21 protein-coding genes are annotated in these 24,277 nt (G+C 58.6%); 11 read left to right on the plus strand and 10 right to left on the minus strand.

Annotated features, from left to right (window positions below):
- The first annotated feature begins 35 nt into the window (after nucleotides 1-35).
- Entirely contained in the window at nucleotides 36-1,235 is a 1,200-nt protein-coding gene (locus tag CH339_RS14940) for a type IV secretory system conjugative DNA transfer family protein (RefSeq protein WP_111435163.1), read from the plus strand.
- 27 nt (nucleotides 1,236-1,262) lie between these two features.
- Here the strand turns inward: CH339_RS14940 and CH339_RS14945 are convergent, their stop codons facing one another.
- From CH339_RS14945 to CH339_RS14975, 7 genes are all read right to left on the minus strand, one after another.
- The gene (locus CH339_RS14945) at nucleotides 1,263-1,727 is read right to left on the minus strand and encodes a class I SAM-dependent methyltransferase (RefSeq protein ID WP_111435164.1); all 465 of its coding nucleotides are present in this window, start codon (nucleotides 1,725-1,727) and stop codon (nucleotides 1,263-1,265) included.
- 59 nt (nucleotides 1,728-1,786) lie between these two features.
- Nucleotides 1,787-2,806, minus strand: coding sequence for a radical SAM/SPASM domain-containing protein (locus CH339_RS14950; protein ID WP_111435165.1), 1,020 nt, complete (start codon nucleotides 2,804-2,806; stop codon nucleotides 1,787-1,789).
- A 799-nt stretch (nucleotides 2,807-3,605) separates the two neighbouring features.
- A complete protein-coding gene (locus tag CH339_RS14955) occupies nucleotides 3,606-3,950 on the minus strand; it encodes a DUF3768 domain-containing protein (protein ID WP_111435166.1) in 345 nt (114 codons plus the stop codon).
- 154 nt (nucleotides 3,951-4,104) lie between these two features.
- On the minus strand, nucleotides 4,105-5,091 hold the full coding sequence (locus CH339_RS14960; RefSeq protein WP_111435167.1) for a replication-relaxation family protein: 987 nt from the start codon (nucleotides 5,089-5,091) through the stop codon (nucleotides 4,105-4,107).
- A 10-nt stretch (nucleotides 5,092-5,101) separates the two neighbouring features.
- Nucleotides 5,102-7,246, minus strand: a complete 2,145-nt coding sequence (locus tag CH339_RS14965) for a type IV secretory system conjugative DNA transfer family protein (RefSeq protein WP_111435168.1) — start codon at nucleotides 7,244-7,246, stop codon at nucleotides 5,102-5,104.
- Nucleotides 7,243-7,752, minus strand: a complete 510-nt coding sequence (locus CH339_RS14970; protein ID WP_146610191.1) for a hypothetical protein — start codon at nucleotides 7,750-7,752, stop codon at nucleotides 7,243-7,245. The genes CH339_RS14965 and CH339_RS14970 overlap by 4 nt, the downstream gene beginning before the upstream one ends.
- 353 nt (nucleotides 7,753-8,105) lie before the next feature.
- Nucleotides 8,106-8,330 carry a helix-turn-helix transcriptional regulator gene (locus CH339_RS14975; RefSeq protein WP_306461181.1) on the minus strand — a complete coding sequence of 75 codons (225 nt, stop codon included), beginning with the start codon at nucleotides 8,328-8,330 and terminating at the stop codon, nucleotides 8,106-8,108.
- Between the two features lie 420 nt (nucleotides 8,331-8,750).
- Between CH339_RS14975 and CH339_RS14980 the strand changes: the two genes are divergently transcribed.
- From CH339_RS14980 to CH339_RS15000, 5 genes are read left to right on the plus strand one after another with little or no spacing between them, the layout of a single operon-like run.
- A complete protein-coding gene (locus CH339_RS14980) occupies nucleotides 8,751-10,058 on the plus strand; it encodes a metallophosphoesterase (RefSeq protein WP_111435170.1) in 1,308 nt (435 codons plus the stop codon).
- Nucleotides 10,059-10,061: 3 nt separating this feature from the next.
- Nucleotides 10,062-11,147, plus strand: coding sequence for a GTPase-associated system all-helical protein GASH (locus tag CH339_RS14985; RefSeq protein ID WP_111435171.1), 1,086 nt, complete (start codon nucleotides 10,062-10,064; stop codon nucleotides 11,145-11,147).
- Between the two features lie 14 nt (nucleotides 11,148-11,161).
- The gene (locus CH339_RS14990; protein WP_146610192.1) at nucleotides 11,162-12,202 is read left to right on the plus strand and encodes a TRAFAC clade GTPase domain-containing protein; all 1,041 of its coding nucleotides are present in this window, start codon (nucleotides 11,162-11,164) and stop codon (nucleotides 12,200-12,202) included.
- The gene (locus tag CH339_RS14995) at nucleotides 12,199-13,050 is read left to right on the plus strand and encodes a TRAFAC clade GTPase domain-containing protein (protein ID WP_111435173.1); all 852 of its coding nucleotides are present in this window, start codon (nucleotides 12,199-12,201) and stop codon (nucleotides 13,048-13,050) included. The genes CH339_RS14990 and CH339_RS14995 overlap by 4 nt, the downstream gene beginning before the upstream one ends.
- Nucleotides 13,051-13,087: 37 nt before the next feature.
- Nucleotides 13,088-15,019, plus strand: coding sequence for a GAP1-N1 domain-containing protein (locus tag CH339_RS15000; protein ID WP_146610193.1), 1,932 nt, complete (start codon nucleotides 13,088-13,090; stop codon nucleotides 15,017-15,019).
- Nucleotides 15,020-15,745: 726 nt separating this feature from the next.
- Here the strand turns inward: CH339_RS15000 and CH339_RS15005 are convergent.
- Nucleotides 15,746-16,651: a LysR substrate-binding domain-containing protein gene (locus tag CH339_RS15005; protein ID WP_111435175.1), complete on the minus strand. Its 906-nt coding sequence runs from the start codon at nucleotides 16,649-16,651 to the stop codon at nucleotides 15,746-15,748.
- A gap of 111 nt (nucleotides 16,652-16,762) precedes the next feature.
- Here CH339_RS15005 and CH339_RS15010 point away from each other — a divergent pair, with 111 nt between their 5' ends.
- Together CH339_RS15010 and CH339_RS15015 are read left to right on the plus strand one after the other, a co-directional pair.
- Complete coding sequence (locus CH339_RS15010; protein WP_111435176.1) at nucleotides 16,763-17,515, plus strand: SDR family NAD(P)-dependent oxidoreductase; 753 nt, start codon at nucleotides 16,763-16,765, stop codon at nucleotides 17,513-17,515.
- Nucleotides 17,516-17,605: 90 nt separating this feature from the next.
- Nucleotides 17,606-17,776 (plus strand): NAD(P)-binding domain-containing protein, encoded by a 171-nt coding sequence (locus CH339_RS15015; protein ID WP_170138534.1) that lies wholly within the window; start codon nucleotides 17,606-17,608, stop codon nucleotides 17,774-17,776.
- A gap of 110 nt (nucleotides 17,777-17,886) precedes the next feature.
- Here CH339_RS15015 and CH339_RS15020 read toward each other — a convergent pair whose 3' ends face one another.
- Nucleotides 17,887-19,209, minus strand: coding sequence for a diguanylate cyclase (locus CH339_RS15020; protein WP_111435178.1), 1,323 nt, complete (start codon nucleotides 19,207-19,209; stop codon nucleotides 17,887-17,889).
- Between the two features lie 407 nt (nucleotides 19,210-19,616).
- Entirely contained in the window at nucleotides 19,617-20,078 is a 462-nt protein-coding gene (locus CH339_RS15025) for a DUF1236 domain-containing protein (protein ID WP_111435179.1), read from the minus strand.
- 370 nt (nucleotides 20,079-20,448) lie between these two features.
- On the opposite strand from CH339_RS15025, the gene metC reads away from it, so the two are divergent.
- The 3 genes from metC to CH339_RS15040 all read left to right on the plus strand — a co-directional run.
- Nucleotides 20,449-21,633 carry a cystathionine beta-lyase gene (gene metC, locus CH339_RS15030; RefSeq protein WP_111435180.1) on the plus strand — a complete coding sequence of 395 codons (1,185 nt, stop codon included), beginning with the start codon at nucleotides 20,449-20,451 and terminating at the stop codon, nucleotides 21,631-21,633.
- Between the two features lie 67 nt (nucleotides 21,634-21,700).
- On the plus strand, nucleotides 21,701-22,690 hold the full coding sequence (locus tag CH339_RS15035; protein WP_111435181.1) for a TAXI family TRAP transporter solute-binding subunit: 990 nt from the start codon (nucleotides 21,701-21,703) through the stop codon (nucleotides 22,688-22,690).
- Nucleotides 22,691-22,763: 73 nt separating this feature from the next.
- On the plus strand, nucleotides 22,764-24,277 hold a 1,514-nt coding region (locus tag CH339_RS15040; protein ID WP_111435182.1), incomplete at its 3' end, for a TRAP transporter permease.

Below are 24,277 nucleotides of genomic sequence, written 5' to 3' on the forward strand. Positions count from 1 at the left end.
TGGGAGACTGGCCTGCGACCTCGAATAATTGGGGAATGAGGTCTGCGAGCGAGATCATCACTCAGTTGGCGCAAACGCGCGGCAGGCCGCCGGACTGGCCCTTCGGTATCAAGGCCTTGGATCGATTGTTTCACCAGTACATCATCGGACAGACCGGTACCGGCAAATCTACGTTGATGCTCCAAATGATGCGGCAGGACGTGGAAAACGGACAAGACTTCTGCCTCATCGATCCGCATGGGGACTTGAGCCGAAGCCTGGCCGCCATGTGCCCCGAGGCGATTGTCTGGCGACCCGCCGATCTCAACTGTCCCTACGGATACAATCCCCTCACGAGGGTGCAGAACAGCTATCGCTATCTCGTCGCGGCCGGCCTCATCGATACGCTCAAAAAACAATGGCGCGATGCCTGGGGCGCCCGCATGGAGCATCTGCTTCGCTACGCACTTCTGGCGCTGTTGGAACGGCCGGACGCGACGCTCGCAGACATCATGCCGATGTTCCTCGACCGTTCATTCCGGCGCACGGTGATCGCGGGATTATCCGACGAGCAGGTTAGGGAGTTCTGGACCACCGAATTTCCCAAGATGAACTACAAGACCGCCGCCGACGGGATCGCGCCGATCGCCAACAAGCTCGGCGCGTTCCTGGCACATCCTGCGGTGCGGAAATCCCTCTGCGCACCGGAAAAACCGCTCCGCTTCCGCAAAATCATGGATGAAGGCCAAACATTGATCGTCGATCTCGCCAAGGGGCAACTGGGTGCCGATGTGGCCAATATCCTCGGCGGCATGATCGTTTCAACAATTGCCCTTGCCGCATACAGCCGCCAGGAGCTGGCAGAGCGCGACCGGCGGCCGTTCTTCCTTTATATCGACGAGTTCCACTCCTTCACGACGGCTGCCTTCGCCGACATGCTCTCGGAGCTGCGGAAATACCGCCTCGGCCTCATCCTCGCGCACCAACACACATCGCAGATCGACAAGGACACGTTCGAAGCGATCTTGGGGAATGTGGGGACGCTCATGGCGTTTCGGGTCGGGGCAACTGATGCCGGCATCCTGGCCAAGCAGTTCGCGGCGGACCTTCCACAGCCGCGTGACCTGATTAATCTCGCCAACTACGAGCTGTTCGTGAAGCTGATGATTGATGGGCGGACGAGCAAGCCGTTTTCGGGCCGCGCAATATGGCATCATAGCGACATCAAGATATTACAGTCAAAAAATCTAGTTTAGATAGATTTTTTATCGAAATTACCTAATTTACATTATTGGCTTTTTGCCCACCGCCTCCAATATTACATGCCAGTGCTTATGCCGCACCTCATCGTCCCATAGCTCAATAATCCTTGTTGAAGTATCGACGAATTTACTGAGCATTCTGATAATTTGAGACTCATCGAACCCTTTAATATTTTCGTCAGTTTTATGGAACGTATGGACAAAGAACCAACCACCATCTTTGAGATTGTTGTAAGCCGTTTCGAACAATTGCTCCTTATTTCTCAAAAAATGCAGTACGTAATTGGAATACACAAGATCAAATGGGCCGCCACGAAACAAGTGCGGCGTGTTAAGGTCGGTGCCTGTTTTCTTGTCCACTCCATACCCGCTCCAACCGCTAGCACGTAGAGATTCCACGTCACACATGCTTCCAGCTCCAAGATCGATAAAATTTCCAGGAGAACTGTAAGTTTTATCAACAAACTCCTTCAAATATTCATTCATATACTCCGGATATTAACATAAATACTAAATATTTTTCGGAAAACAAATTGTTGTAATTATTATTTAATCCAACAACCACTATCTTCTGCTAGGATATCACCCGTTTTAGCATATGCGTAGGCACGACAGCCGCCACATGCGTAAAGGTAGTTGCACGTGCCGCACTTGCCTTTCAGATTGTAACGAAGGGCGCGAGCGACCTTAAGCATCTCAGAGTGTTCCCAAACATACTCAAGAGAATTCTCCCGCAAGCTGCCGCAATAAACTGGAAGATACGGGCAGTATGAAATAGTGCCATCTTGCATGAGGTAGAAACTGTTGATACCAACCGCACACCCACCTATGACGCTACCACCCATCGCTTGGGTGTGCTCAGCTTTTTTTCTTTGTTCATCGTTGAATGTTATTTGGCAAAAATAGTCGGCCGATGCGACGTGTTGACCGATTGATCTACCATAGCTGATCGCATCGCCGAGCACGCTACGTAACTCAATGCTGGAAAGCTCGCCAACCTTACCCCCAGATGCGGCGTTACCACTTGGTATAACTCGGCGCATATATGCGCCGCAAAGATTCAAGCGCTTGGTGAGGTCAATGAAATCACGCACACGCGGCGCAGTTTCCCGACAAATTGTCATACGTACATCAACTTGCAAACCTACCTTCTGTAGCGCTTTGATCGCCGTCATCGACCTAGCAAACGTTCCCTCACCTCGAATGTAATCGTGTGTCTCTGCGTCTGGGCCGTCGATACTGATTTGAACGTTTGTAAGATACCGCCTTAAGCGTTCGGCAACAGTGGATGTAATAAGTGTTCCATTTGTCGAGAGGACAAGACGTTTGAACTTTCCTTGAGAATATTCCAGAATGTCCCATATCCGCCGAGCCAGCAAGGGCTCACCACCAGCTAGGGAAAGCGTGTGAGTGTTGAATGCGACAATTTGATCAATAACCGACCGAATTTCGCTTGCGTTGAGGTCGTACTTCGGACTTGAGGCTGTCGGTTTCTCCCGGCAGTGTGCGCAATCAAGGTTGCACACAGAAGTAATGTCCCACTGCACATAGTCTAAGCGGGGCACGCTCTAGCCTTTCCTTCATTTCTGTAAACCGACAGACCGCTCGCAAGCTTCTGAAGCGGATCACACTCCGCCCGTCTCGCAAAGACAGCATTCGCTGCATATCGTGCAAGTCGGACCTGTAATCGATATCGAGCGGTCGCCGCTAGTTATATCGAAAGTGTCTGGGTCGAGGTTGAGCTCACGCACAGAGATCAAGCCTCGGCACACTGTGTGCATTTCTTTCGCACGGAGGTCATTTTCTATGCTCATGATCTAACTTCACCTTCAGTGTTTATTTGTTCGGAACAGAAGCGTTTTCACGCGCCTCATCAATGCCTTATTGGAAGAGAGAGCGGTCGATCTCGAGACCGGACGTTTGACGCTGTCTCGGAAGACCAATGAAATGTTAGCTTCGCTCTTCGGCGCCAAACAACGTAGGCAGATCATCCCGATCACAACTTTGGAAGTTCAGATGAGTGTCGCCAGCGTCTCATTTTGGCACTTTTCATCGAAAAACTCAAGCCCGTTCGGCGTTTCACTTGTGCTCGACCAGAGCGGGGAAACAGTATGCATTGCCGAGTGCTATAGCGGCGTATAATCCCGGTCATCGGTAGTGAGGATCACGTACATGCCAATCCATTTATTGGGCATCTCCGGGCAAAAACAACCTCTTCCGTACCATGATATGGAAACGGCTTGCTCTACGTGGACAAACTTAAATTTAGCAAATGTTGCAGCATATTGCGACATGAGTTCCCTGTTGACACCCATCCAAATAAAAAGTGCCCCGCGTACCTGCGGGGCATGACGTTGGTGTGGTTCAATACTCCTCAGCCAACATCACCGTCAAAACACGGCAAGTGGCTTCGGGATCACATGGATTTTCCGACCCATATCGCATCGACTGATCATAGTAGTCGATCTTCCAAAAGAGCTTCTGCCCCCGGATACTGAATGCACCGAAATCGTGCTCCCGATGCGGGTCATTGTCTTCCGTGAACTCGTTGAAGGCGCGTACCGACGCCAATGCTTTGGCGACAAACTGCGGTCCGAGCGCTTCGACGCCGGCGGTCATGAGAACCGTGCCACCAGTCAATGTTGTTCTGAACTCATCGTTCAGTTTCGCAATGATCTGGGCTCGATCTCGGTGAGTAACTTCATTCATTGCCTTGCTCCGTGGTGCGGTGCCAGCGCTGACCATTCAGCGTTGGCAGACACCACCGAGCGGTGCTCACGGGCATTCTGCGATCATGATAGTTGTGGTCGATGGCCCGGATAGACCACCTAATGTGCAGCTACTGCACATACGATTTGCGTGGTCACGGCAGATCGATCCGCAGTGACGGTCTGGCTGCCCGCACCCACTCGCCTCGCAACAACTGCGGCATCGGCTTCGGCGGTGTGAAGACGCGGCCGAACTGCTCGCAGGTCTGGAACAGCTGGTATGAAATCCCCTGGTCTGAAAGCTCGTTCACGAGCGTGATCATGCGTGCCTGCGTTTGCTCACTGGTCGAGACATTCAGCACTAATAGGGGTGCGGAAAGATTGAGGTGCCGTTTGTAGAGGCCGTTGCCGATGTACTCCCGGTACTGCAACAGGTTCCTCAGGTGGCTCTTGCGGTTGAACCTCGACGCCTTGCTCGGCTCGGTGCCCCGATCAGCCTCCACAACGAAGAACCGATACATGCGTCCGGTTCGCTGCCTGTATTCCAACCCGAACAACGCATCTGGGATCAGGTCACGCGTTTCCCTCCGTCCGGTTTGCGAGTCGGTAAGCGGCACCGGATAGCGGAGCGCAGTCTTTGCCCGCGCCAATATCTCCGCCTGTGGGATGTATGCCAGGGAGGCATCGTCGAGGGTTGCCAGTTCGATCGACGCGGTGATGGAAGACACCATGTACCGGTGAAGCCAAGGGCCGGACGGTGCGGCGGCGTAGTCGCTCCATAGTCCGTGTTCCTTGAGTGCGGTTTCAGCGGCCGACGCCAGATCGTAGACGAGGTCCTGGTATCGCGCGTCGAAGGTCTTGAACTGCTGCCAGGGACGATCGAGGTAGGGACCGCCATGCGGGGTTTCGGCCTCGTGGTAGAGGTCGGTCAGGCGATCGAGCGCCCGCTTTTCGCTGCGATGTGTACCTTTCGAGAAGGTATGGAGATAGGACGAAGACAGCGGCCCATGTCGGTGGATCATCCGGAACCACAGAAGATCGCGATCCTGAAGCGTGATCCGCTTGCCGGTCGAACTTCTCTTGTCCCGGTGTCGCCGCCGCGCTGCGTGGTAGGGTGAAGGCGTTCGCTGTGTGCCGGGCATCGTCAAGGGCTCACCAATTGGGCGACGGGCGGGTGTCTATGTCGTCGGGATTATCGGCCGGCTGGTTCGGCTGCTGCTCGGCTGCCGATGTCGTGTCACCATCGGTCGGCTCCCTATCGTCCGTTGCACACTCCTCCGGTTCGGCCGCTTCCTCCGTCTCTTCGAGCTCCGTGTAGTGGACGGCGTAGCGGGAGCGCATCGCGTCCCGCAGCTCGCGCGCTTCTTCCTTGGACATCCGTTCCATCGCTTCCATCCGGCCAAACGGAAACCGGAGCGGAACGGCGGACTTGGTCACGCTCCTGATGGACGCAACGAAGCTCCCCTTGGGCTGTTCCTCAATGAGTGTCGCCTCGCATCCCATCATCGGGGCCAGGATGCGCGCGTCCTTGGCCGAGACCCCGCCGGCGAACTTGATCGCCGTATTGGCGGCAAAGGCCTCCTGGAGCTTGGGGTCGAGCTGCCCGAGATACTGGTGCGCGAGCACCATCCCCACATTGTATTTGCGCGCCTGGCTCAGGATGATGCCGATGTTGCGGTCGAAATAGTCGGCGGCTTCGTCGATGTAGACGATGGTCGGCATGCGCTGCCGGACCGGGAGCGTCGCCCGCTCCTGGGCGGCCTGGGCGATGAGGGCAATGAAAAACCGGCCGAAGATTTCCGTGCCGCTCTCCTTGAGGAGGTCTTTGGCCGTGTTGATAAGGATCACCTTGCCGGCGTTCATCTCCGCATAGAGATCGAGCTTCGATCGCGGATGCGAGAACATGCGCTCGAAGGTGCGGTTCTCAAGAATGCCCCAGAGGCGCCGGAGCACCTGCTTGCGGGTCTGCTCGAACTCCTTGGAGGGAAACTCGGTCTCGAAGAAGTGCCGGGCAGTGCCGTGGAGCTTGGCGATGTGTGCGGCGAATGTCACCTCGCTCTTCGGCTCCATCAGCTCCCGGAGCGTGTGGATGGTGGCGTCCGGGATATAGAGCATGAGGCGGGTGACGTAGCGGAAGATGACGCTCTGCTTCTGTGTCATCTCGGCGGCAAGGAGCGAGCCGAGCACGAAGTCGTAGAGTTCGAGGATGGAGTTGGTGAGGCGCTCGCGGTCGAGCTGGGAGTACCGGTCGAGCCGTTCCAGGCCGACGTCGAAGAGGTTGAGGGACACCGGCCACTCGACGTCTGTCGGGTCGATGACGACGATGCGCTCGTGGAGCGGCTCACCCGGCGCAAAGAGCTTCAGCCGCGAGATGGTGTTGATGAGGTCGCCCTGGCTATCGAGGACGATGACGGAGCGCTCGCCGCGCGCGACCGCCTTCAGGTCTTCGGCGATCAGGTATTGAAGGGTCTGCGTCTTGCCGTGACCGCTGCCGGCGACGATGTGGTGGTGCTCGAAGCGCGACCGGGTCGGTATGGCAAAATCGACCGATCCGATGAGCAGGTTGTGTATCGGCGTGCCGCCGAGATAGGTCGCGACGAGCGTTTCCGGATCGCGAATGTCCGACTTAGTGGGCAGCTTCAGCGGTTTTGAGAAACCGCGCGGATCGCGCGGGTTGCCGCCGGAGGCCTCGATCGCGTTCGCCTCGATGGTTCTCTGATGGCGTTCGAAGAGATGCGCCGCGGCAAGGTCGTCGTCGACCAGGACCGCGCAGATGTGCTCGGTGATCTCCGCGACATTGCCAATCGACCGGATCAGGTCCGCCGGCACCACGATGTCTCCGGTCGAGGGACGAGGCTCGGCCACGGCCGGCGCTGCCCGGACGATCGGGTCAAGGCAGTTGAGGAGCGCGGTCGCGAATAGCGCTGTTGTTCGGTCGAAGTCTTCGAGCAGCCTCCGCTGGACATTGAGCACGTCCCGAAGCTCCCAGTATTCGGAGACGCTGTGCCGCTCGCTCCAATCGACGCGAGGAAGCCGGAACATGTCCTCATACTCAAATATCCGCTCAATGAGGTCGGAGAGCGTTTCCTGGACATTCGGTTGAATGTCTGAGGAGACCTGCGCGAGCACCTGCTCGGCGATCTCTTCGGCAAGGCGCGCGCGGCCCGGCGGATGGGTCAGTTCGTGCTTTGCGAGGAGGCGCGCGACTTTGTCGTGGAGCGTGCGAGTGAGGACGGCATCCGACGGCGTGAAGAGGCCGTTGATGAAGGCGTGGAGGCGAGCGGCAAGATGGATCATAGCCCTGCAATGATCACGCGGCGGGCCTCGTCCTTTGGCAGGGCTTCGATGTCCCGCGTCTCCGTCCCGCCCCAATGCTTGGCGCTCTCCATCACCTGGCGGAGGAACGCCGTGACGAGGCCGAGCCACTCCTCCTTCCGAGCCAGCTCGACAACGCTTCCGCATTTGAACTGGCGGCCGTGCATGAGGTCGCGCACGAAGATCGTCTCGCGCTTCTGGTGGAAGTAGACATAGCCGGCGATGCCACCGACGATGAACCCGAAGAACAGCGCGGCTTTTGCGGTGGCGAACGTCAGGAGGACGATCGAGGCAATCGCGAACACCAGGAGCCCGGTGAGCGCCGAATTGCGGACCAGATGCTCCTGCCCAGCGTCGATCAGGATGGCGTTGTCCAGGCGGTAGCGTTTGATGATTGCGAGTTCGTCGTTGTCCAGTTCAACTTTGCCCCAGAGCCCGAAAACGATGTTGCCGAGCTTGCCGGACGACTGGGTTCGTCTGAAGAGCAACTTCATCATATCCCCCCGCATCTGCATTGATTGAGATTATAAGGAAAATACAACCAATGCGAGTCTGCGATCCAGATGCGGGGATAGTGGGAACCGCGCATGCGGGGGGGGGGCGCGAAGTTGCGGCTCGATCGGGGTGGGGTTCGCGGGAGTGGCGCCGAATGGCATGGAAAGGGATGAAGTCGCGGAAATTTGGCGCTGATTTTCTGTGCCTATGTTCGCCTATGCGCCGTCGCGTTTGGGGGTAGGCGATGGGGATACAGGCGGTACATGGCTATCCCCAACGTTTGCGATCCCAGAACGTTCCCCGAAACGAAAGAGAGCCGGCGTTCCGGCCGGCTCTCTCGCTCCACTCAAGGAGTGTCTTGCGATGCATCTCTGGCGTCGATCCTGGCTCGAAGCCAGTCCAGCACTTCCTCCTCAACCCATCCGACTCGGTTGCTGCCGAGCTGTACCCGCTTGGGGAATTTGCCGGCTGCTTCCAGCCTCGCAATGTGTTGCGGCGAGTAGAGGACAAGCTCCTTCACCTGGCGCTTCGATAGCATTCTCATCACGATACTCCTCAATCTGAGGAGCATCGCGATGCCCCATGGGTTGACCGCCCAGGGCAACTCAAGGTTAGCATGATGGAAGAATTGGGTTCAATTACTTGATGTGATGATTTGCCGAGCACAATTCGGCTTATGCGACAAATGAACTCTCGGTCCATGCCCGCTACTCACCAGTGGCGCTTGTCGCGGCATTCACGCCCCTGACATCGGACTTTCTCTGCGCTTGTGAACCCGGGTGTCGAAGGGATCCAAACTACGTGAAGCTTCCAGACTGATGCTGGCGCAGCAAATTTCTTCCCAAAATGCCTTGTAACACCAGCCTCGGGCGCTCGAAAGCGCCATACCGATGGATCAACAACCGACGATGCACTATTGATCACCCCAAACAACCCAGTGAGTGCCAACCACCACACCCTATAATCGGAGTGAATGCAGGGAGTTCAAGGTATGTTGATTCTACACATCTCAGACATCCACTTCCGCAAAGGCGAGTTCGGTTCGGCAATGGACCCAAACCACCATCTGCGAACAACACTGGTGCGGGACGCCAAACAGCAATGTGAGCAGCTGGGTACTACGCCAGATGCGATATTGGTATCAGGAGATATCGCGTATTCCGGCGATCGAGAGGAGTACCAATTCGCGCAAACATGGTTCGAAGAACTGTGTCGCGAAGTGGGATGCAATGTCAGCGAGATATCTGTCGTTCCCGGCAATCACGACGTTCAGCGAGACGTTGCAAAGAAACCGATGATCCAAGCCGCCCATAAAGACATCCAAAACACCGAGCCACAGCTGCTGGGAGGCAAGCTGCGAGGGTACCTTGAGGACGAAGACACCGGCAAACAGCTCTACGGCCCGCTCGAGAATTACAACAACTTCGCTGGCCAATACCTCTGCAGCCTTATGCCCCCTGACCGGACCAAAACGGAGCGGCGCTACAAGCTGAACGATGGATCGACGCTTTGCGTGACCGGCTTGAACTCCGCGTTTGTGTCTAGCCACGCCGACGAAGAGCGCAGTCTATTCGTCGATCCGGCCAGCTTCACGCTGACAAACGAATACGGCGTTGCGCACCTTGTCTTCTGTCATCACCCCTACAACTGGCTTGCAAACGGGCAAGAACTCGCGGATCACCTTGGAGATGTCTCTCAAATCCAACTGTTTGGCCATGAGCACACCAACCGCGTAGAACTGAATCGGGACTGGGTCCGCATCGCCGCCAGCGCTGCACACCCCGATCGCACGGAGCGCGGATGGGAACCGGGATACAACCTTCTGCAGTTATCGGTCCACCACGAAAACGGCGAACGGCGGCTTGACGTCACTGCACATGTCCGGGTCTGGCAAAATCGACCCGGCCAATTCACAGCAAAACGAGACAAGACTGAAGATTATTTCTTTCAGTCAATCCGTTTGGAGCCGTGGGAGTCCAAAGAGGTTGAAACATCCGAAACAGAAGGGAGTCAGCTGGTTAAAGCGACCACCATCCCTGATGAGTCGGCAATCGAAGAGGACGCCTCAATGACATCGTTGCGCGCGCTTAGCCTCAAGTACTTCAAACTCACCTTCAGCAAAAAGCTTGCCATAGCGGGAAAACTGAACCTTCTCGAGGAAGAGGACACGAAACTGCCGGACTATGAACGCTTCCGGCAGGTCTTGCTGCGGGCGCGCGAAAGAGGTCTGTTGATTGAGTTCGAGACTGAAATCGATGGAGCCAATGGTGGCATCGAAGTGGCAGAGAAAAAGGAATAGACGTTGAAGGAGATCTCACTTGCCGATTGTTACGGCCACGCTGGCCTCACGTCCGAAGCGACGAACATTGCCCTTCGCTTAAAGCCTTTTGATACGATCTCAAAGGCTGTGGACGCGGATCGCATCCTCGACCTCGTAAGGTTCTATTTTGGAATGCCCGTGGCACGTGACACCGACTGGTTCTCAAAACCGATTGTCGATGCTGATCCGGCATTTTCGATGGTCGTCAACAAGCGTGAGGTGTCCATCCTTGCGATGGCGCTTCTGGCGCATGAGGTTGCTGTTGAGGAAAAACCCGTCGCGGCCCTTGCGGTGCTGGTAGCGAGCGCGTCTGGCAGACGTGAGCCGGCGATTTGGCCCCAGTTTGTGGAGGTTATTTCTGCAGCTGCCCGGGATCTGGCCATCTCACAGCGCCGTGCTGGACCGCCGAAGCAAATTAGGGCGCGCGCGCTCAGCGACGACCTCGGTGGATCGAAAGAAAATCTAATCACAGCGGCAGATCCGACCGAACTCAATGCGGTCCTAAAGAAGCTGAATGTCGATAGCCGAGAGATGGACAAACATCTTGCTGCTCAAGTCTCGGCGGCGCTCCAACCGCTCCGTGACGAGATCGCAAATCTTCGCGAAGAGAAGGACATGCTTTGGTGGCTGATCGGAGGTCAGAGCTGCGATCTTCAACGGACCTATGCTTCAATGAGTGAGGGCAAAGCTGCTTACATGATTGGCCTCGATTTTGCGAAACGTTGCAGAACACCGCTTGGCCCCCATGCCAGCGAGTTCCTCATCAAGAAGGCACTCGGCGAGGGACGTGATGGTAAACTGGCGAAATTCAGAGTCGATGCGTTGCCCAATCTCTTTTCGGACAGCGAACTCAAGGTAATCTCATGCTCCTCGGAGATCGATGGTCTGCGTGACCTTTGTTTTCTGAATAACGCGATGAGCCGTGCGAACGATCTTGGCCTCCCGAACTGCTGGAAGAAGAAATACGGTGAGGACGGCAGCCTCTCAGACAAAACATCGTTTGAAGCCGAAGAGGTTGCCCTTCAGAGTTTCCGAGAGGCGTTGCTGCTCCGGACGTTGACTGAGTAGAGTGGGTTTAGGCATTGAATGACAAGCTAACCTGCAGCACTCTTGGCTGCGAAGTTGCGATCGATGGTTCGTGCCTTGAAGGGCACGACCCCATTCAGTCATGCCCACATTTCGGCCAGCCAAACCCTGTCAATGGGCCTGAACCTCCGGAGGGCAGCCCCGACACATTACAGGAGGCCAACCCAGAAATTTCAAAGGTGCGCCTGCCACACGGCGAGCCGCTTTCGCAGCTGGATGTTGATGCACAACAGCTGCAACGCGCGGGGCGCCTAGTCGCAATCATGGGCGACACTTCGAGCGGCAAGTCAACTCTCTTGTGCTCACTCTACGACAGGTACCTCCGGGGTGCGTTTGCCGATCGGAGCTTTGTCGCGAGCACGACGCTGGGGGCATTCGAAAAGCTGGCGCATCTGTCTCGCGCAGTTTCAGGTGCGAGGACACCGGACACCAAACGGACTTATGTTTCAGACGGGCTTCAGTACTACCACTTGGCGCTAGTAGGCCAAGAGAATCGCGCCCGCAGGGTCGATCTGTTCCTATCGGACCGAGCCGGAGAGACATACCGCTCCGCGATGGACCACCCCGATGCGTTCGTGGCGCTTCCGGAGCTCTCCGTCGCCCGCGTTGTTACTCTTCTCATTGATGGTGCGCGACTGGCCCAACCAGAGGAATTGCATGAAGTTCTTGGAACTGCCGGCCGGATGGTGCGTGCAATGCTGGATTCATGTGCCCTGAACGATACACAGCATCTCCACCTGGTCGTGACAAAACGCGATGAAGTGGAACGCTCCGAGAACCGTAGTGCCATTGAAGCACAGGTAAAATCGCTGGTGCATCGGCTGCGAACCAATTTTGGGCCGCGTCTCGCGACGATCCAGTATTTCGCGATTTCAGCCCGTGATCCAAAGGGAGAACATGAACCCGCAGACGGATGCGATGCCTTGCTGTCGGCATGGATCGATGCTGCGGAACCGCGGGTTCGGGCCGTCGAACAGAACGAAGGCCCCGCCACCGAGTTCGATCGCCTTGCAACAATTGAGCGAGCCCGCGCATGAGCAGCCAGCGCCATATTATTTTGGGGTATCCTGAGTCCGGCAAGACAACCTTTCTTGCAGCGCTGTGGCATGTCATTGAAGCGAGCCCGGAGACTACCTCGCTAACCCTCGAGAGAATCACAGGGGACGCTGAGTACCTCAACAAGATCGTCGAAGCGTGGCTTCGTTGCGAAGAGGTGCCCCGGACCTACCTGTCGGACGAGCAGAGGGTCTCCTTGCACGTCCGCGATACCAAGACAGGCGACAAGATAGTCCTCTCCCTCCCAGATTTTTCGGGAGAGACATTTCAGGAAATATTTGCGGATCGGCACTGCGAGGAGGGGCTATTCGGTGACCTCGACGAGGACGGCGGGATCCTGTTCTTCGTCAACGCAGACCGCGCCAATGACACGATGTCCATTCTCGACCATGCCTTTGACGGCGATGACGACGATCCTGCGAGTTCAGAGCCTGACGATATTCCGCGGGAGTTTGATGCCCGGAGAGTTCCTGAACAAACGCGCATTGTGGACCTACTTCAACTGCTGCAAACGGCTCCGTTTACCCGGCGCAACAGGAGAATCGTGCTTGTCGTTTCGGCTTGGGATGTCACCCTTGACGATGGGATCTCACCTCAAGAGTGGGTCGCCAGAGAAATGCCACTCCTCGATCAATACTTCAGAAACAATGTGGAGGTTTATGAAACCCGGTTCTGCGGCGTCTCCGCCCAGGGCGGTGTACTGACCGCGGATACCCGCGAGTCGCTCCTGGCAAAAGACCCAGCGAAACGTGTGATCTGTCACTGGAATGGCCAGCCCGGACGAGACATTACGCTGCCTTTGCGGTGGTTGGGCGCAGATGACGACTAGCGCTCCCGCCCGGTCACAGACGGTTCGTCTCCAGCAAATGTTGTTCGGTTACGATCGTGGTCACCGTCTTCTCGCGTCCAGCCGGGGTGTTCCTAAAACGCTGGCATCGAAGATCTTAGGTGATACCGACTGGGACTCAAGAGTGCCAACTAAGGTCGACGGATATCTCTCAGCCCGCCCGGTGCGCGACGAAAAATCTTATGTGGTGCTGAAAACCTGGCGCGCGCCCGAAATGCCCCGACCGGGGTGTGTGTGGACGCATGTTTTGGTCCTTTCCGAGGCAGACTTGTCGCGCATTTCGGACCTCAAGGTCCTTGCAGCTTTCATCAAGCGGCCGGACCGAACGGACGATTTTACCTTCTACAGAAATGAAGTCGACGTTGAAACGCCGCACTGCGACGAGTTGTTGGACGAGGTTGACGAGCGGCTGGTTCGCAGGCTGGTCGAGCTCGTATATGCAGGCATCTACAATGCCGGTCAGATTGAGCGGTTCGACAACCTCGAGCACGCTATGCTAGCTCTCTGGTCGCAGCAATGGCCGGCTTTGCGAAGGCGTTTTTCGTTCCGTACCGCCCCGCTCTCTCCAGCCAAGCAATCGCGCCGCAGTGGCTATGAGGTAGAGCTGGCCGACACGATACCTTCGCTAGATCTCAATAGGAAGGAATGGTGGAACAATATCGCCTATCTTGTCTCCCGCGATATTGTGAACGGTGGCACGACCCCGTTTCGGCGCTTTTTGTGGCGCTATGGTGCTGATACAAGTGGCGAAAAAGAGGACCTCTTGTTTCTGGCTCGCATCTATCAGATGCTTAGCGTGGCCTGGGACGGCTCGACAAATGCGGCGGCACTGATTACCGAAATTGGAAAAACTTTTCCAGAGTATCAAAGCGCCCAACTCCTCAAGTCAGACCTGACCCAACTGACGGATGCGGACTATTCGCTTCTTCCAAAGTTTGATCAGCTCGACGTTGCCCTCGGGATACAGTCCTCTCGCCACGCATCGTCATTTCCTAGTCTCGGCAGGGTCCGTCAGGATACGATCACTCAATGGCTCACTAACCGGCGCACTGAACTCGCCAAGTTGCTGACGACTCTCCGCAACGATCAAAGCGACTTTGCTGCGAGCGTCTTTGAGCATGTTGCGACGGCCAAAGATCAAGCGTTCATGTGGCAGCTTCTCGAAGTTTCCGAAAAAGCTTTCATTCGCTGTGTGAGTTCTTCGCCCACATTTCTGGACGACGATCGCATTGGAAACATCAGCGACGAAGGCCTTGTTCAGATATTCGAAACGGCGCAACCGAAGAACGCAAAACCCTTGAAAACCCTTGTGCCGAGGCTGCTCTCTCGGAGCAATACGGAGCTCATCTCAGCTGTATATAGCGCAGCTCCAAAGCTGGTCACGGCGGCTGTCGTCGATAAACTCGCGGACGAACTTGTTAAGAATTGGTCTCATAGCTCAGTTCAGATGAATTGGATCGAATGCGTAAAAGGCAATAGCAAAGAGATCGTATATTTTGTGGCCAAAAGTGTTGAGACGCGGGCACAGCTATTGGTATGTCGCCAGCTACTGAGCACAGATGCTCGGAAAGTGCCCCTTCATGTTTGGTCGTCGAGACTTGACCACATCAAAGGCGACCTGCCTTTGTCTCATCATTTGGATTTTCAAGTCTTTCTCCTCATTCAAGCGCTTATCACACCCGATGAAACAGCACCGGTTATCGTTCAGGATACGTTTGACGATGTCTACAAGGCCTTGTCCGGCAATAGACTGCGTTACCGGACGGAATCTCAACTAGCGGAACATCTGCCCAGCATTGGCTGGTTACAAAATTGGGACAAATGCTTACGGTTGCAGATCGCAATCGTGCGTATCTATAAGAGCCTTGGCCTTTCAAAGAAGAAACTTCGAAAGATCACATCTGACGATGATGTAAGAAGTCAACTTGAAGAAATATGGTCACGCGCGTAGGCTGCCGTTCAAGCTCCCGCGCCGAGACCATTGCATCTCAGAATAAGTCTCCAGGAACAAGCTTTCTGTCAGCTGAACACGCCTTCTGCCGCAGATTCGTTTTTCACAATGGAAAACTTCAGGTTAGTTTTTGATTGCTCGGCATGCTCTTGCTACCTTGCTACGGCTATCATCTGGATCAATCAGACTGGGCGGCTCTGTGAGGCGCTCTAGGCCGGTCACGATACGGGAAAGACTACAGCCATACGTGTTCGAACCGCGCATTTTTGGCGGTCTCTCATTGAAATTCGATCGAACGGCTGCTTTCCCACGGTCTGAGATATTTGTTTGCTATCGCAGCGAACAACCGCCCTCCGCCCAAACCTCAGGTTTGCGAAAGTTCCCTGTGCTCAATCTGAGGATGCGAATTCGACTGAACATTTTGCGGATTCTGAAATGTTTTATATCATGGCCGCTCGCGAGATCAGCACGGCGCAGAAAACTGCAGATTACGTGTATTTTGGAATCGAACCACCGGTACGTTGCAATTTGTGGGTAAGATTAGGGGTAAAAAACGAATATTGTAATATGAATATATGTTGTTACACCAATAGCTTGCATTAATTATTCGATTCCGCCCCTGGGCACCATTACCCCTCCTCACAGCAGACCATAGCGGAACATAAATCATTGTTTTTCAATGGTTTATGAAACATGCAGTGCGGCGGCGCTTGTTGTTCAAGTTAATCACCGCTCGTTGCTCAGCACGTTCTGCGGAAATCCGCGGGCAAGATGGTCGATGAACAATCGCACAGCTGGCGGTAGCCCTCGTCGCGTCGTGAAGACCAGATGAACGATCCCTTTCTGCCCGCGCCATTCCGGGAGGATGCGCACGAGCTCGCCGGCTGCGAGTTCCGCGCGACAGACATGATCGGGCAACAACGCGACACCAAGACCGCTTTTCGCCGCCATTCGCGTTGCCGAAAAGTCGGTGCAGCCCATCCGAGCCTGTTTTCGGAACGTGCGGGTTTCTCCCTTGTCGGTTTCGATGTTCCATTCGACCTCATTCGCGCTATCGCTTGTCGATAGCAATGGGAATTGGTCCAGGTCTTCGACCTCATATACGTTCTTCGCAAGCCTTGGGGTCGCGACCAGAATTCGGATTGAGGTGCCGATCGTACGCATCGTCAGCGAAGCATCGCTGTCCAACGCTGCGCGTACGCGCAAGGCGAGGTCAATTCGCTCCGAGATCAGGTCGAGCGCCCGATCGGCGGCTACGAGCTGTAGCCGTACCTTGGGATGACGAGACAGGAAGTCCGTGATCAGTGGGACCACGACATCGACGAGGCCGGTAGGACATCCGAAGCGGACCAGTCCATGTGGTTCGGCCCTGGCTTCAGCAACCAAGGCGTGGGCCTCGTCCGCCTCCGATTGCATGCTACGGCACCGCTCATAGAATTGCTGCCCGATGTCGGTGACCCGAAATCGTCGACTCGATCTTTCGATCAGCCGCACACCCAGGCGTTCTTCAAGTGCTGCGATGCGGCGGCTGAGTTTTGACTTGGGCTCACCGATCGCGCGACTAGCTGGTGCAAAACCGCGATGCGCCACCACTTCGGCGAAATAGGCGAGGTCATTCAGATCCTGCTGCATTCATCGTTCTCCTCATGGAACGATAAGTGCCAAAATTGCCCACTACAGGCAAGATCGTTCCGTGAGTATCTCCATGTCATCGGCAATCGGGCCGTCAGGCAGGAGAGTGAAATGACACATAGCTTCGAGAACAAGGTCGTCGTCGTCACTGGTGGCACCAGTGGGATCGGGATTGCAACGGCAAGGGCCTTCGCATCGGCGGGGGCATCGGTCTTCGTCACCGGCCGCCGCCAGGCGACGCTCGACGATGCCGTCAAGTCCATCGGTGGGCGGGTGACCGGCGTGCAGGGAGATATGTCCGTTCTGGCCGATATCGACCGCCTCTATGACGCAGTCCAGCAGCAGCACGCGCAGATCGACGTGATCTTCGCCAATGCCGGCGGAGGCTCCTTTGCCCCGCTCGGCGAGATCAGCGAACAGCACTATCAGCAGACATTCGACACCAACGTGAAAGGTGTCCTCTTCACCGTGCAAAAGGCGCTGCCGCTCCTGCGCGACGGGGCCTCGATCATCCTGACCTCTTCGACCACGGGCACCGCGGGCACGCCAAGCTTCAGCGTCTATTCCGCAACCAAGGCCGCAGTGCGCAATTTTGCCCGCAGCTGGATACTCGATCTGAAGGATCGCAACATCCGCGTCAATGTCGTTAGCCCTGGACTGACCGAGACCGCAGGCCTGAACGACCTGTTCGGCGGCGGCGAACAGGCTGCGGGCATCAAGAAGCAATTCCTTGGCAACATTCCCTCTGGCCGGATCGGTCAGCCGGAAGACATCGCCGGCGCAGTGCTCTTCCTCGCCTCCGAGGATTCGAGCTTCGTCAACGGCGTCGAATTGTTCGTCGATGGCGGCATGAACCAGGTGTGAATCCGGATGGACAAGGCGGTCCGAGCCGACATCCGGTTTGGCCGTCTCGCCCATGCTCTCGCTTCAATACCGTCTCAAGGAGTACCTCCAGTGGATATCGGAATTCTGGGCGCAGCGACGGTCGGACAAGCCCGCGCCCGGCACCTGGCCGATACCGGGCATGATGAGACCGTCGCCAATAGTCGCGGCCCCGAAAGCCTGCGCGAGGTCTCACGCAACTGGAAAGCCGGGTTACCGCCGGTCACGTCGGGGATGCGCTGAACGACCCGGTCGCATCGGTTCGCCGGCGACCGGCGGGATGCTCGGAGACCACCGCCGCGCGGGCGTGGAGGCAATAGCGGCGGCGGGCGCGCCGGAGTTCGCGGTCCGGGTCAGGCGGCGCTCTGGTCGGAGAGGCCGGCCGGGCGGCTGACGACCACCCGGTTTCTGCCGTTGGATTTCGCCTCATAGAGCGCCGCGTCGGCGTTCTCGACGACCCGGTTCTGATCAAGGTCATCGGATGCTTCGGACACGCCGATGCTGATGGTCACGCCAAGGCTCTTGTCGTCGACCGCCACCTGCATGGCTTCGGCCGCCCGCCGGAGGCGTTCCGCGATGGCGCGTGCGGCACTGCGGTCGGTCTTCGGCAGAATGACGGCAAACTCCTCGCCGCCGATCCGGAACACCTGATCGGACGGCCTCTTGTGATGGGAAATCACGTTGCCGAGGGTCCGCAGCACCTCGTCGCCCGCGGCATGGCCGTAGGTGTCGTTGACGCGCTTGAACCGGTCGATGTCGATGGCCAAGAGGCAGCACGGCTCGCCATAACGCTCAAAACGCGCCCAGGCTTCGCGGAACGCCTGATCGAAGGCGCGCCGGTTGTTGAGGCCGGTGAGGCTGTCCAGGTGGGCCAAAGCCGCCAGGGCCTCTTCGGACTCGCGGATGCGGCCGATCATGTGATTGAACTCGTCTGCCACGCGCCGCAGTTCGGGCGGCACCTGGACGTCGATCCGGTGGTCGCGGTTGCCCCGGGCAAAAATCGCCGCGCCGGCGACCAGACGATCCACGCTCGCGCCGATGATGCGACCGATGATGAACACGCCGCAGATGATCGCCAGCAACGAAATCCCGCCGGCAATGCCGGCGATCCACAACGACCGCTCATAGGCCAGGACGGCGACGTCATGGTCTTTTTGGATGGCACCGCTCAATTGGCCGAAGGCTGCCTGGAGCTTGTCCGAGGTCGCGACGATTTCGCCATGAAACCGCTCCATGGCTTCGATCCGCCGCGGGTCGGCGGGGTCAATCGGCGACGAGATCAGGCGCGTGGCCAGCGCATCGGCCGAGGTCCAGCTCTCACGGGCCCTTCGCACCACCGTCTGCGTTGTGGGATCTTCCTCCACCGCGTCGAGAAGCCCGGCAAATCCGGCTTCGATCTGCGCGCGAAAGCTCTGATATGCCTGCCGGTGGAGCGGATTGCCGTCCTCGACATACTCATCGACGGGCGTCAGCGTATTCCAGATCAGAAGCTCCAGCCTCTGGGCGGGAACGATCTGATGGCGTTGCCGGAAGGCAACGTCGTGAACGGGCGCGATCACGCCCCGATCGAGCAGCACGTAGCCGACGCTTGCCGATATCGCGAGCGGTGCCAATGCGAGGATCATCCCGACGGTAATCCAGAACCGCAGGGATTTGCCCTTCAAGGTCTCTTTCATCGATCGCGCTCTTTCGGGCCGGTCTCAAGTGATGAAGTCCCTGACGACGAATCTTCAGCCTACACAACCGGCCTGTCCAAGCGGTTAACCGAACCGATAAGATTAAACGGACACTTTTCATAAGAAATAGGATGGCGTCATAGCCATTCCGGCATCGACGCTCTCCTCCACCAAACGCTAGCAACGCTCCCGCCGCCCTCAAGGTCAGGCCCTCTGCGGCTGGCTCCGCCACCCTCGACCGCTTGCCTGGACCCGATCGCCGGCCGGGACGGGCCGAACCAGTCGGCCCGTCCGCACGGTTTTTCACTCTCGGGTCGGAGAAGCTTCCAATCTCCGGCTCGGGCGATGCGCCCGCCGATTGGACGAGAGCGCCGAAGCGGCGCATCGTCGGGGTTTGGGCGACCGGGCTAGTTGCGAACGACGCCGATGACGTTGCCGGTCTGCGAGTCCACGATCAGCGTGTGACCGTTGACGTTGGCGTATGCGTAGGTCGGATAGTCCGGAACCCGGATGACCTCAACCGTCGACGGCAGCGGCTGGCCGATGATCACCGGCCCATCGACCGTTACGGCGGGAGCCGGCTGCTCCAGCGCATAGACGCCGACGCGGGACGGGACTTCCTTGACGACATAGGGCTCCGGCGGGGGAGCCGTGGTGGCCTCGGCGTTGTCCTCGACCTTGTCGGCGGAGGCCCCGATCGTGCCGCCGGCGATGGCGCCGATGATGGCACCCGGAGGGCCGCCGATGACCGCGCCGGCGACGGCGCCGCCGGCAACACCGGTGATGGTCGCATCCTGGGCGGAGACGGGCGTTGCGGCGACGGCGGCAAGCAGAACGGCGGCCGACGTGGCGGTGGCGAATTTCAACATCTTCACTATCTCCTCGTTGTAGAGCGATGGCAAAAGAACGCCGCCCAGCGAGGAACGTTCCCGCCAAAGACTCACATTCCATTTCAAATTATTTCTTCTTTTTCCGGAAACCCTCACGATATACGTTTACTGACAAACAAACTGTGTCAACTGACTTTCATCAAAACTGTTCAAGCCCGAGCATCGCGCAATATGTCTCGCCATCTATTTGAAACAGGCGATCGATGCGGAATGGCACCTTGCCTGGCCGCGCCCATTTTCGCCCGACCAATCCCGTCCATTTAATATGCATGCATAAAATTTAGGCTTGAGCGGTGCAAAATGGCATGCAATATATCTGCCTAGAACGCCATTTTGGATTGGAGCCGCCTTGTCGACCGCCCGTGAGCCTCTTCTTCAGACCCGCCTTCTGCACAGCGGGCGCTGCGGCCCGACCGTCAATGCGCCGGTCACCCGGGCGTCGACGATCCTCTTCGACACCGTCGCCGAGCTGACCGAGGCCAAGGCGAAGCGCTTCGACAAGGGCACGACCTTCTACGGCCGCTTCGGCACGCCGGACGTCTTCGCCTTCGAGGATGCCGTCAGCGTGCTTGAGGGCGGCACGGCCTCGCTGTGCGTCCCCTCGGGCCTCGCCGCCTGCGTGCTGCCGCTGGTCGCGTTCCTTGCGCCCGGCGACCATCTGCTGGTGGTCGATAGCGTCTACGAGCCCGCCCGCACCAGCTTGGACAAGTTCATCGCCCGGGCCGGTGTCGACGTCACCTTCTACGACCCGCGCATCGGCGCCGGCATTGCCGAACTGATCACGCCGAAGACGCGGATGGTCTATCTGGAAAGCCCTGGCTCGCTGACGTTCGAGGTCCAGGACATCCCCGCCATCACGGCGGTGGCCCGCGAGCGCGGCATCCTGACGATGTGCGACAACACCTGGGCGACCGGCGTTTTCCATCGCCCGCTCGACCTCGGCGTCGACATCGTGGTGCAGGCGGCGACCAAATATGTGGTCGGCCACTCCGACGCGGTGCTGGGCCTTTTGACGGTCGGCGACCCAAGCCTGCACCGGGCGCTGCGCGAGGCAGCGAACTGGCTCGGCTATAACGTCTCGCCCGACGATGTGTACCTGGCGGCGCGCGGCCTGCGCAGCCTCGGCGCCCGTCTGCGGCAACATCACGAAACGGGCCTGGCGCTGGCGCGCTGGCTGGAGACCCATCCCGGCATTGCCCGGGTGATCCATCCCGGCCTCGCCTCAAGCCCGGAACATGCGCTCTGGAAGAGGGACTTTTCCGGCGCATCCGGTCTCTTTGCGGTGCTCCTCGATACAGAGGACGCCGATAGTGCCATCCGCTTTGTCGAGGCTCTCTCGATCTTTGCGATGGGCTTTTCCTGGGGAGGATACGAAAGCCTGGTTCTGATCGGCGATCCGGCGCATGCCCGATCGGCGACGGAATGGCCGGAAAAACGGATGCTCGTGCGCCTGCATGCAGGGCTCGAGGATGCCGAAGACCTCAAGGCCGATCTGGAGGGTGCCTTGAAGATCGCGGGTCTGGACCGCTCCTGATCCGCAACTGCTGCAACCCCACGACCGCGTCGGCACAGGCGCGGCTTCCAGGAAGAAAGAGGAACGAATGCGCCACAGCATCCGAAATGCACTTGCCAAGGCTGCGGTCTGCGCCGCGCTGTGCGCCGCCATGCCCGCCCAGGCGCAAACCAATGTCGAATGGGCGGCCGGGTCCCCGGGTGGCAGCTGGTTCACGATCGTGACCGGATTGTCCAACATCGTCATGGAGGACAACTCCGATATCGCGATCCGCGTCGTTCCCGGCGGCGGGCGCGACAATCCTTCGTCGATCCAGGCCGGGATCAGCCAGATGGGCATGGGTATCGACTTTCTCGCCGCCGCCGCCCTCAAGGGCCAGGACCCCTATGAGGGCAAGCCCCACGACAAGCTGATGTCGATGGGCGGCACCTGGGCGCCGGCCGAATTCCATGTCATCGTCGATGCCGACGAAACCCGCTCGCTGGCCGAGATCTTCGCCGATCCGAGCATTCGCGTCGGCACCTCGCCGAAGGCGACGTCGGAAGAGCTGACCCTGCAGCGGGTCCTGGCCTTCTACAAGAACGACGGCGACGCCATCGCCAAGGGCGGCGGAACCGTCATCAACGGCACCTACAGCCAGCTCGTCTCGGCCTTCCAGGACAACCAGATCGACGTCCTGTTCGGGGCCGGCAGCGCGCCGACCGGCATCGCCCTTGAGGTGGAGGCCGGCCGCCGGGACGCCAAGCTCGTCGCCTTCCCGCCCAAGCTGATGGACTACCTGTCCACCTCCTTCGGCTACGGCAAGGGCACGATTCCCGCGGCCAGCTACCAGAAGCTCCAGGCCGGCGGCGCGGCCCTCTCCGTCACCACCATGGAGGCGCTGATCCTCGTCTCCTCGGACGTGCCGGAGGACGTCGTCTACAAGATGACCAAGACGCTGATCGAGAACCGCGACCGCTTCCCCAACATCTATAAGGGCCTCAGCGGATACGATCCGGCCCTGGCCTGGCAGAACCAGCCGGTTCCCCTGCATCCCGGCGCCGCCAAGGCCTACAAGGAACTGGGCTTCATGAAGTGATCCGCCGGCCGGGGGCGGCGTCGCACCGCCCCCGGCGTTTCCCGAAACCGAGACGCTGCACGGGGAGCTTGACATGCGAGAGCTGACGGGCCCGACGCGATACATCGTTCGCTGCTGGCTCGCGGTGACGGCCGCGGTCCACTTCTACTTCACCTTCGCAGGCTTTCCCGAGCCGCTGAAGCTCGCCAGCCTGCACCTGGCGCTGGCCGTGCCACCGGTCTTTCTGATCTATCCGGCCCGGCGCTCCTCGCCGCGCTCCCGCCCCAGCGTGGTCGACGCCGTGCTCGCCTTCCTGGCGCTGCTGCCGTCGGTCTACATCTATCTGAACACCGCGCGGATCTATGCGCGCAGCCCCTTCCTCGACGCCCCGACGACGGTCGAGCTGGTGCTCGGCACGGTCATGACCCTCATCGTGCTGGAGGCCGTGCGACGGGCACTGTCCATGGCGCTCTCGATCCTGGTCGGCATCGTCATCGCCTACATGTTCGTGTGCGATCTGCTGCCGGGCATCTGGTACTACCGCGACCTGCCGTTCGCCCAGGTCGTCGACATCACCTATCTGATGAACGGCAGCGGGCTCTACGGGCAGCTCACCGGGATTTCCGCCACCGTCGTCGCCTCCTTCCTGGTCTTCGGTGCGTTCCTGCAGGCAAGCGGCATGGGCCGCCTGTTCATGAACCTCGGAACGTTCCTTGCCGGGCGTTATGCCGGAGGCCCGGCCAAAGTGGCCGTGGTGGAGTCGGGCCTGTTCGGCATGACCAGCGGCTCGTCGGTGGCCAACGTCGTCGTCACGGGCGGCGTCACCATCCCGGAAATGAAGCGGCTCGGCTTCACGCCGCAACTCGCGGGCGGCATCGAGGCCGCCTCCAGCGTCGGCGGACTGATCATGCCGCCGATCATGGGTGCCGCCGCCTTCGTCATGGCCGAGATGATCTCGGTTCCCTATCTCAGCATCGTCCAGTCGGCGATCCTCGGCGCCTTCCTCTACTATCTCGGCATCTTCGTGTCCGTCCATTTCCAGTCGAAGCGGCTGGGCATCGATGCGCTGGCGAAGGACGAGATCGCCGGCGTGCGGGACATCCTGAAGGACATCCATTTCGCCATCCCGCTGGTCGTCCTCCTGACGCTGATGACCATGGGCTTTTCGCCCTATTTCGCGGCGTTCTGGGGAACGATCGCGGTCGTTGCGAGCGCCTGGCTGCGAAGCCACAGCAGGATGGGTCCGGCCACGATCCTGAACGCGCTGGTCGATGCCGGCGCAACGATCGGCGTCATCGCCGTGGCGGTCGCGGCCGCCGGCATCATCACCGCCGGCCTCACCAGCACCGGGCTCCTGATCGCCTTCACCGGCATCATCAAGATGCTCGCCGGCGACTCCCTGCTGCTCCTGGTCCTGCTCGTCGCCGTGAGCTGCCTGTTCCTCGGCATGGGCGTGCCGACGACGCCGGCCTATATCGTCACCGCCGCGATCGGTGCCCCGCTGCTGGCCGAGCAGTCGTCGGCCTCGCTGATGGCGATCCATCTCTTCGTTCTCTATTTCGCGGTGCTGGCCGATGCCACGCCGCCGGTCGCCGCCGCCTCCTATGC

The organism is Rhodobium orientis (genome assembly GCF_003258835.1).
In the GTDB taxonomy this organism is placed as follows: domain Bacteria; phylum Pseudomonadota; class Alphaproteobacteria; order Rhizobiales; family Rhodobiaceae; genus Rhodobium; species Rhodobium orientis.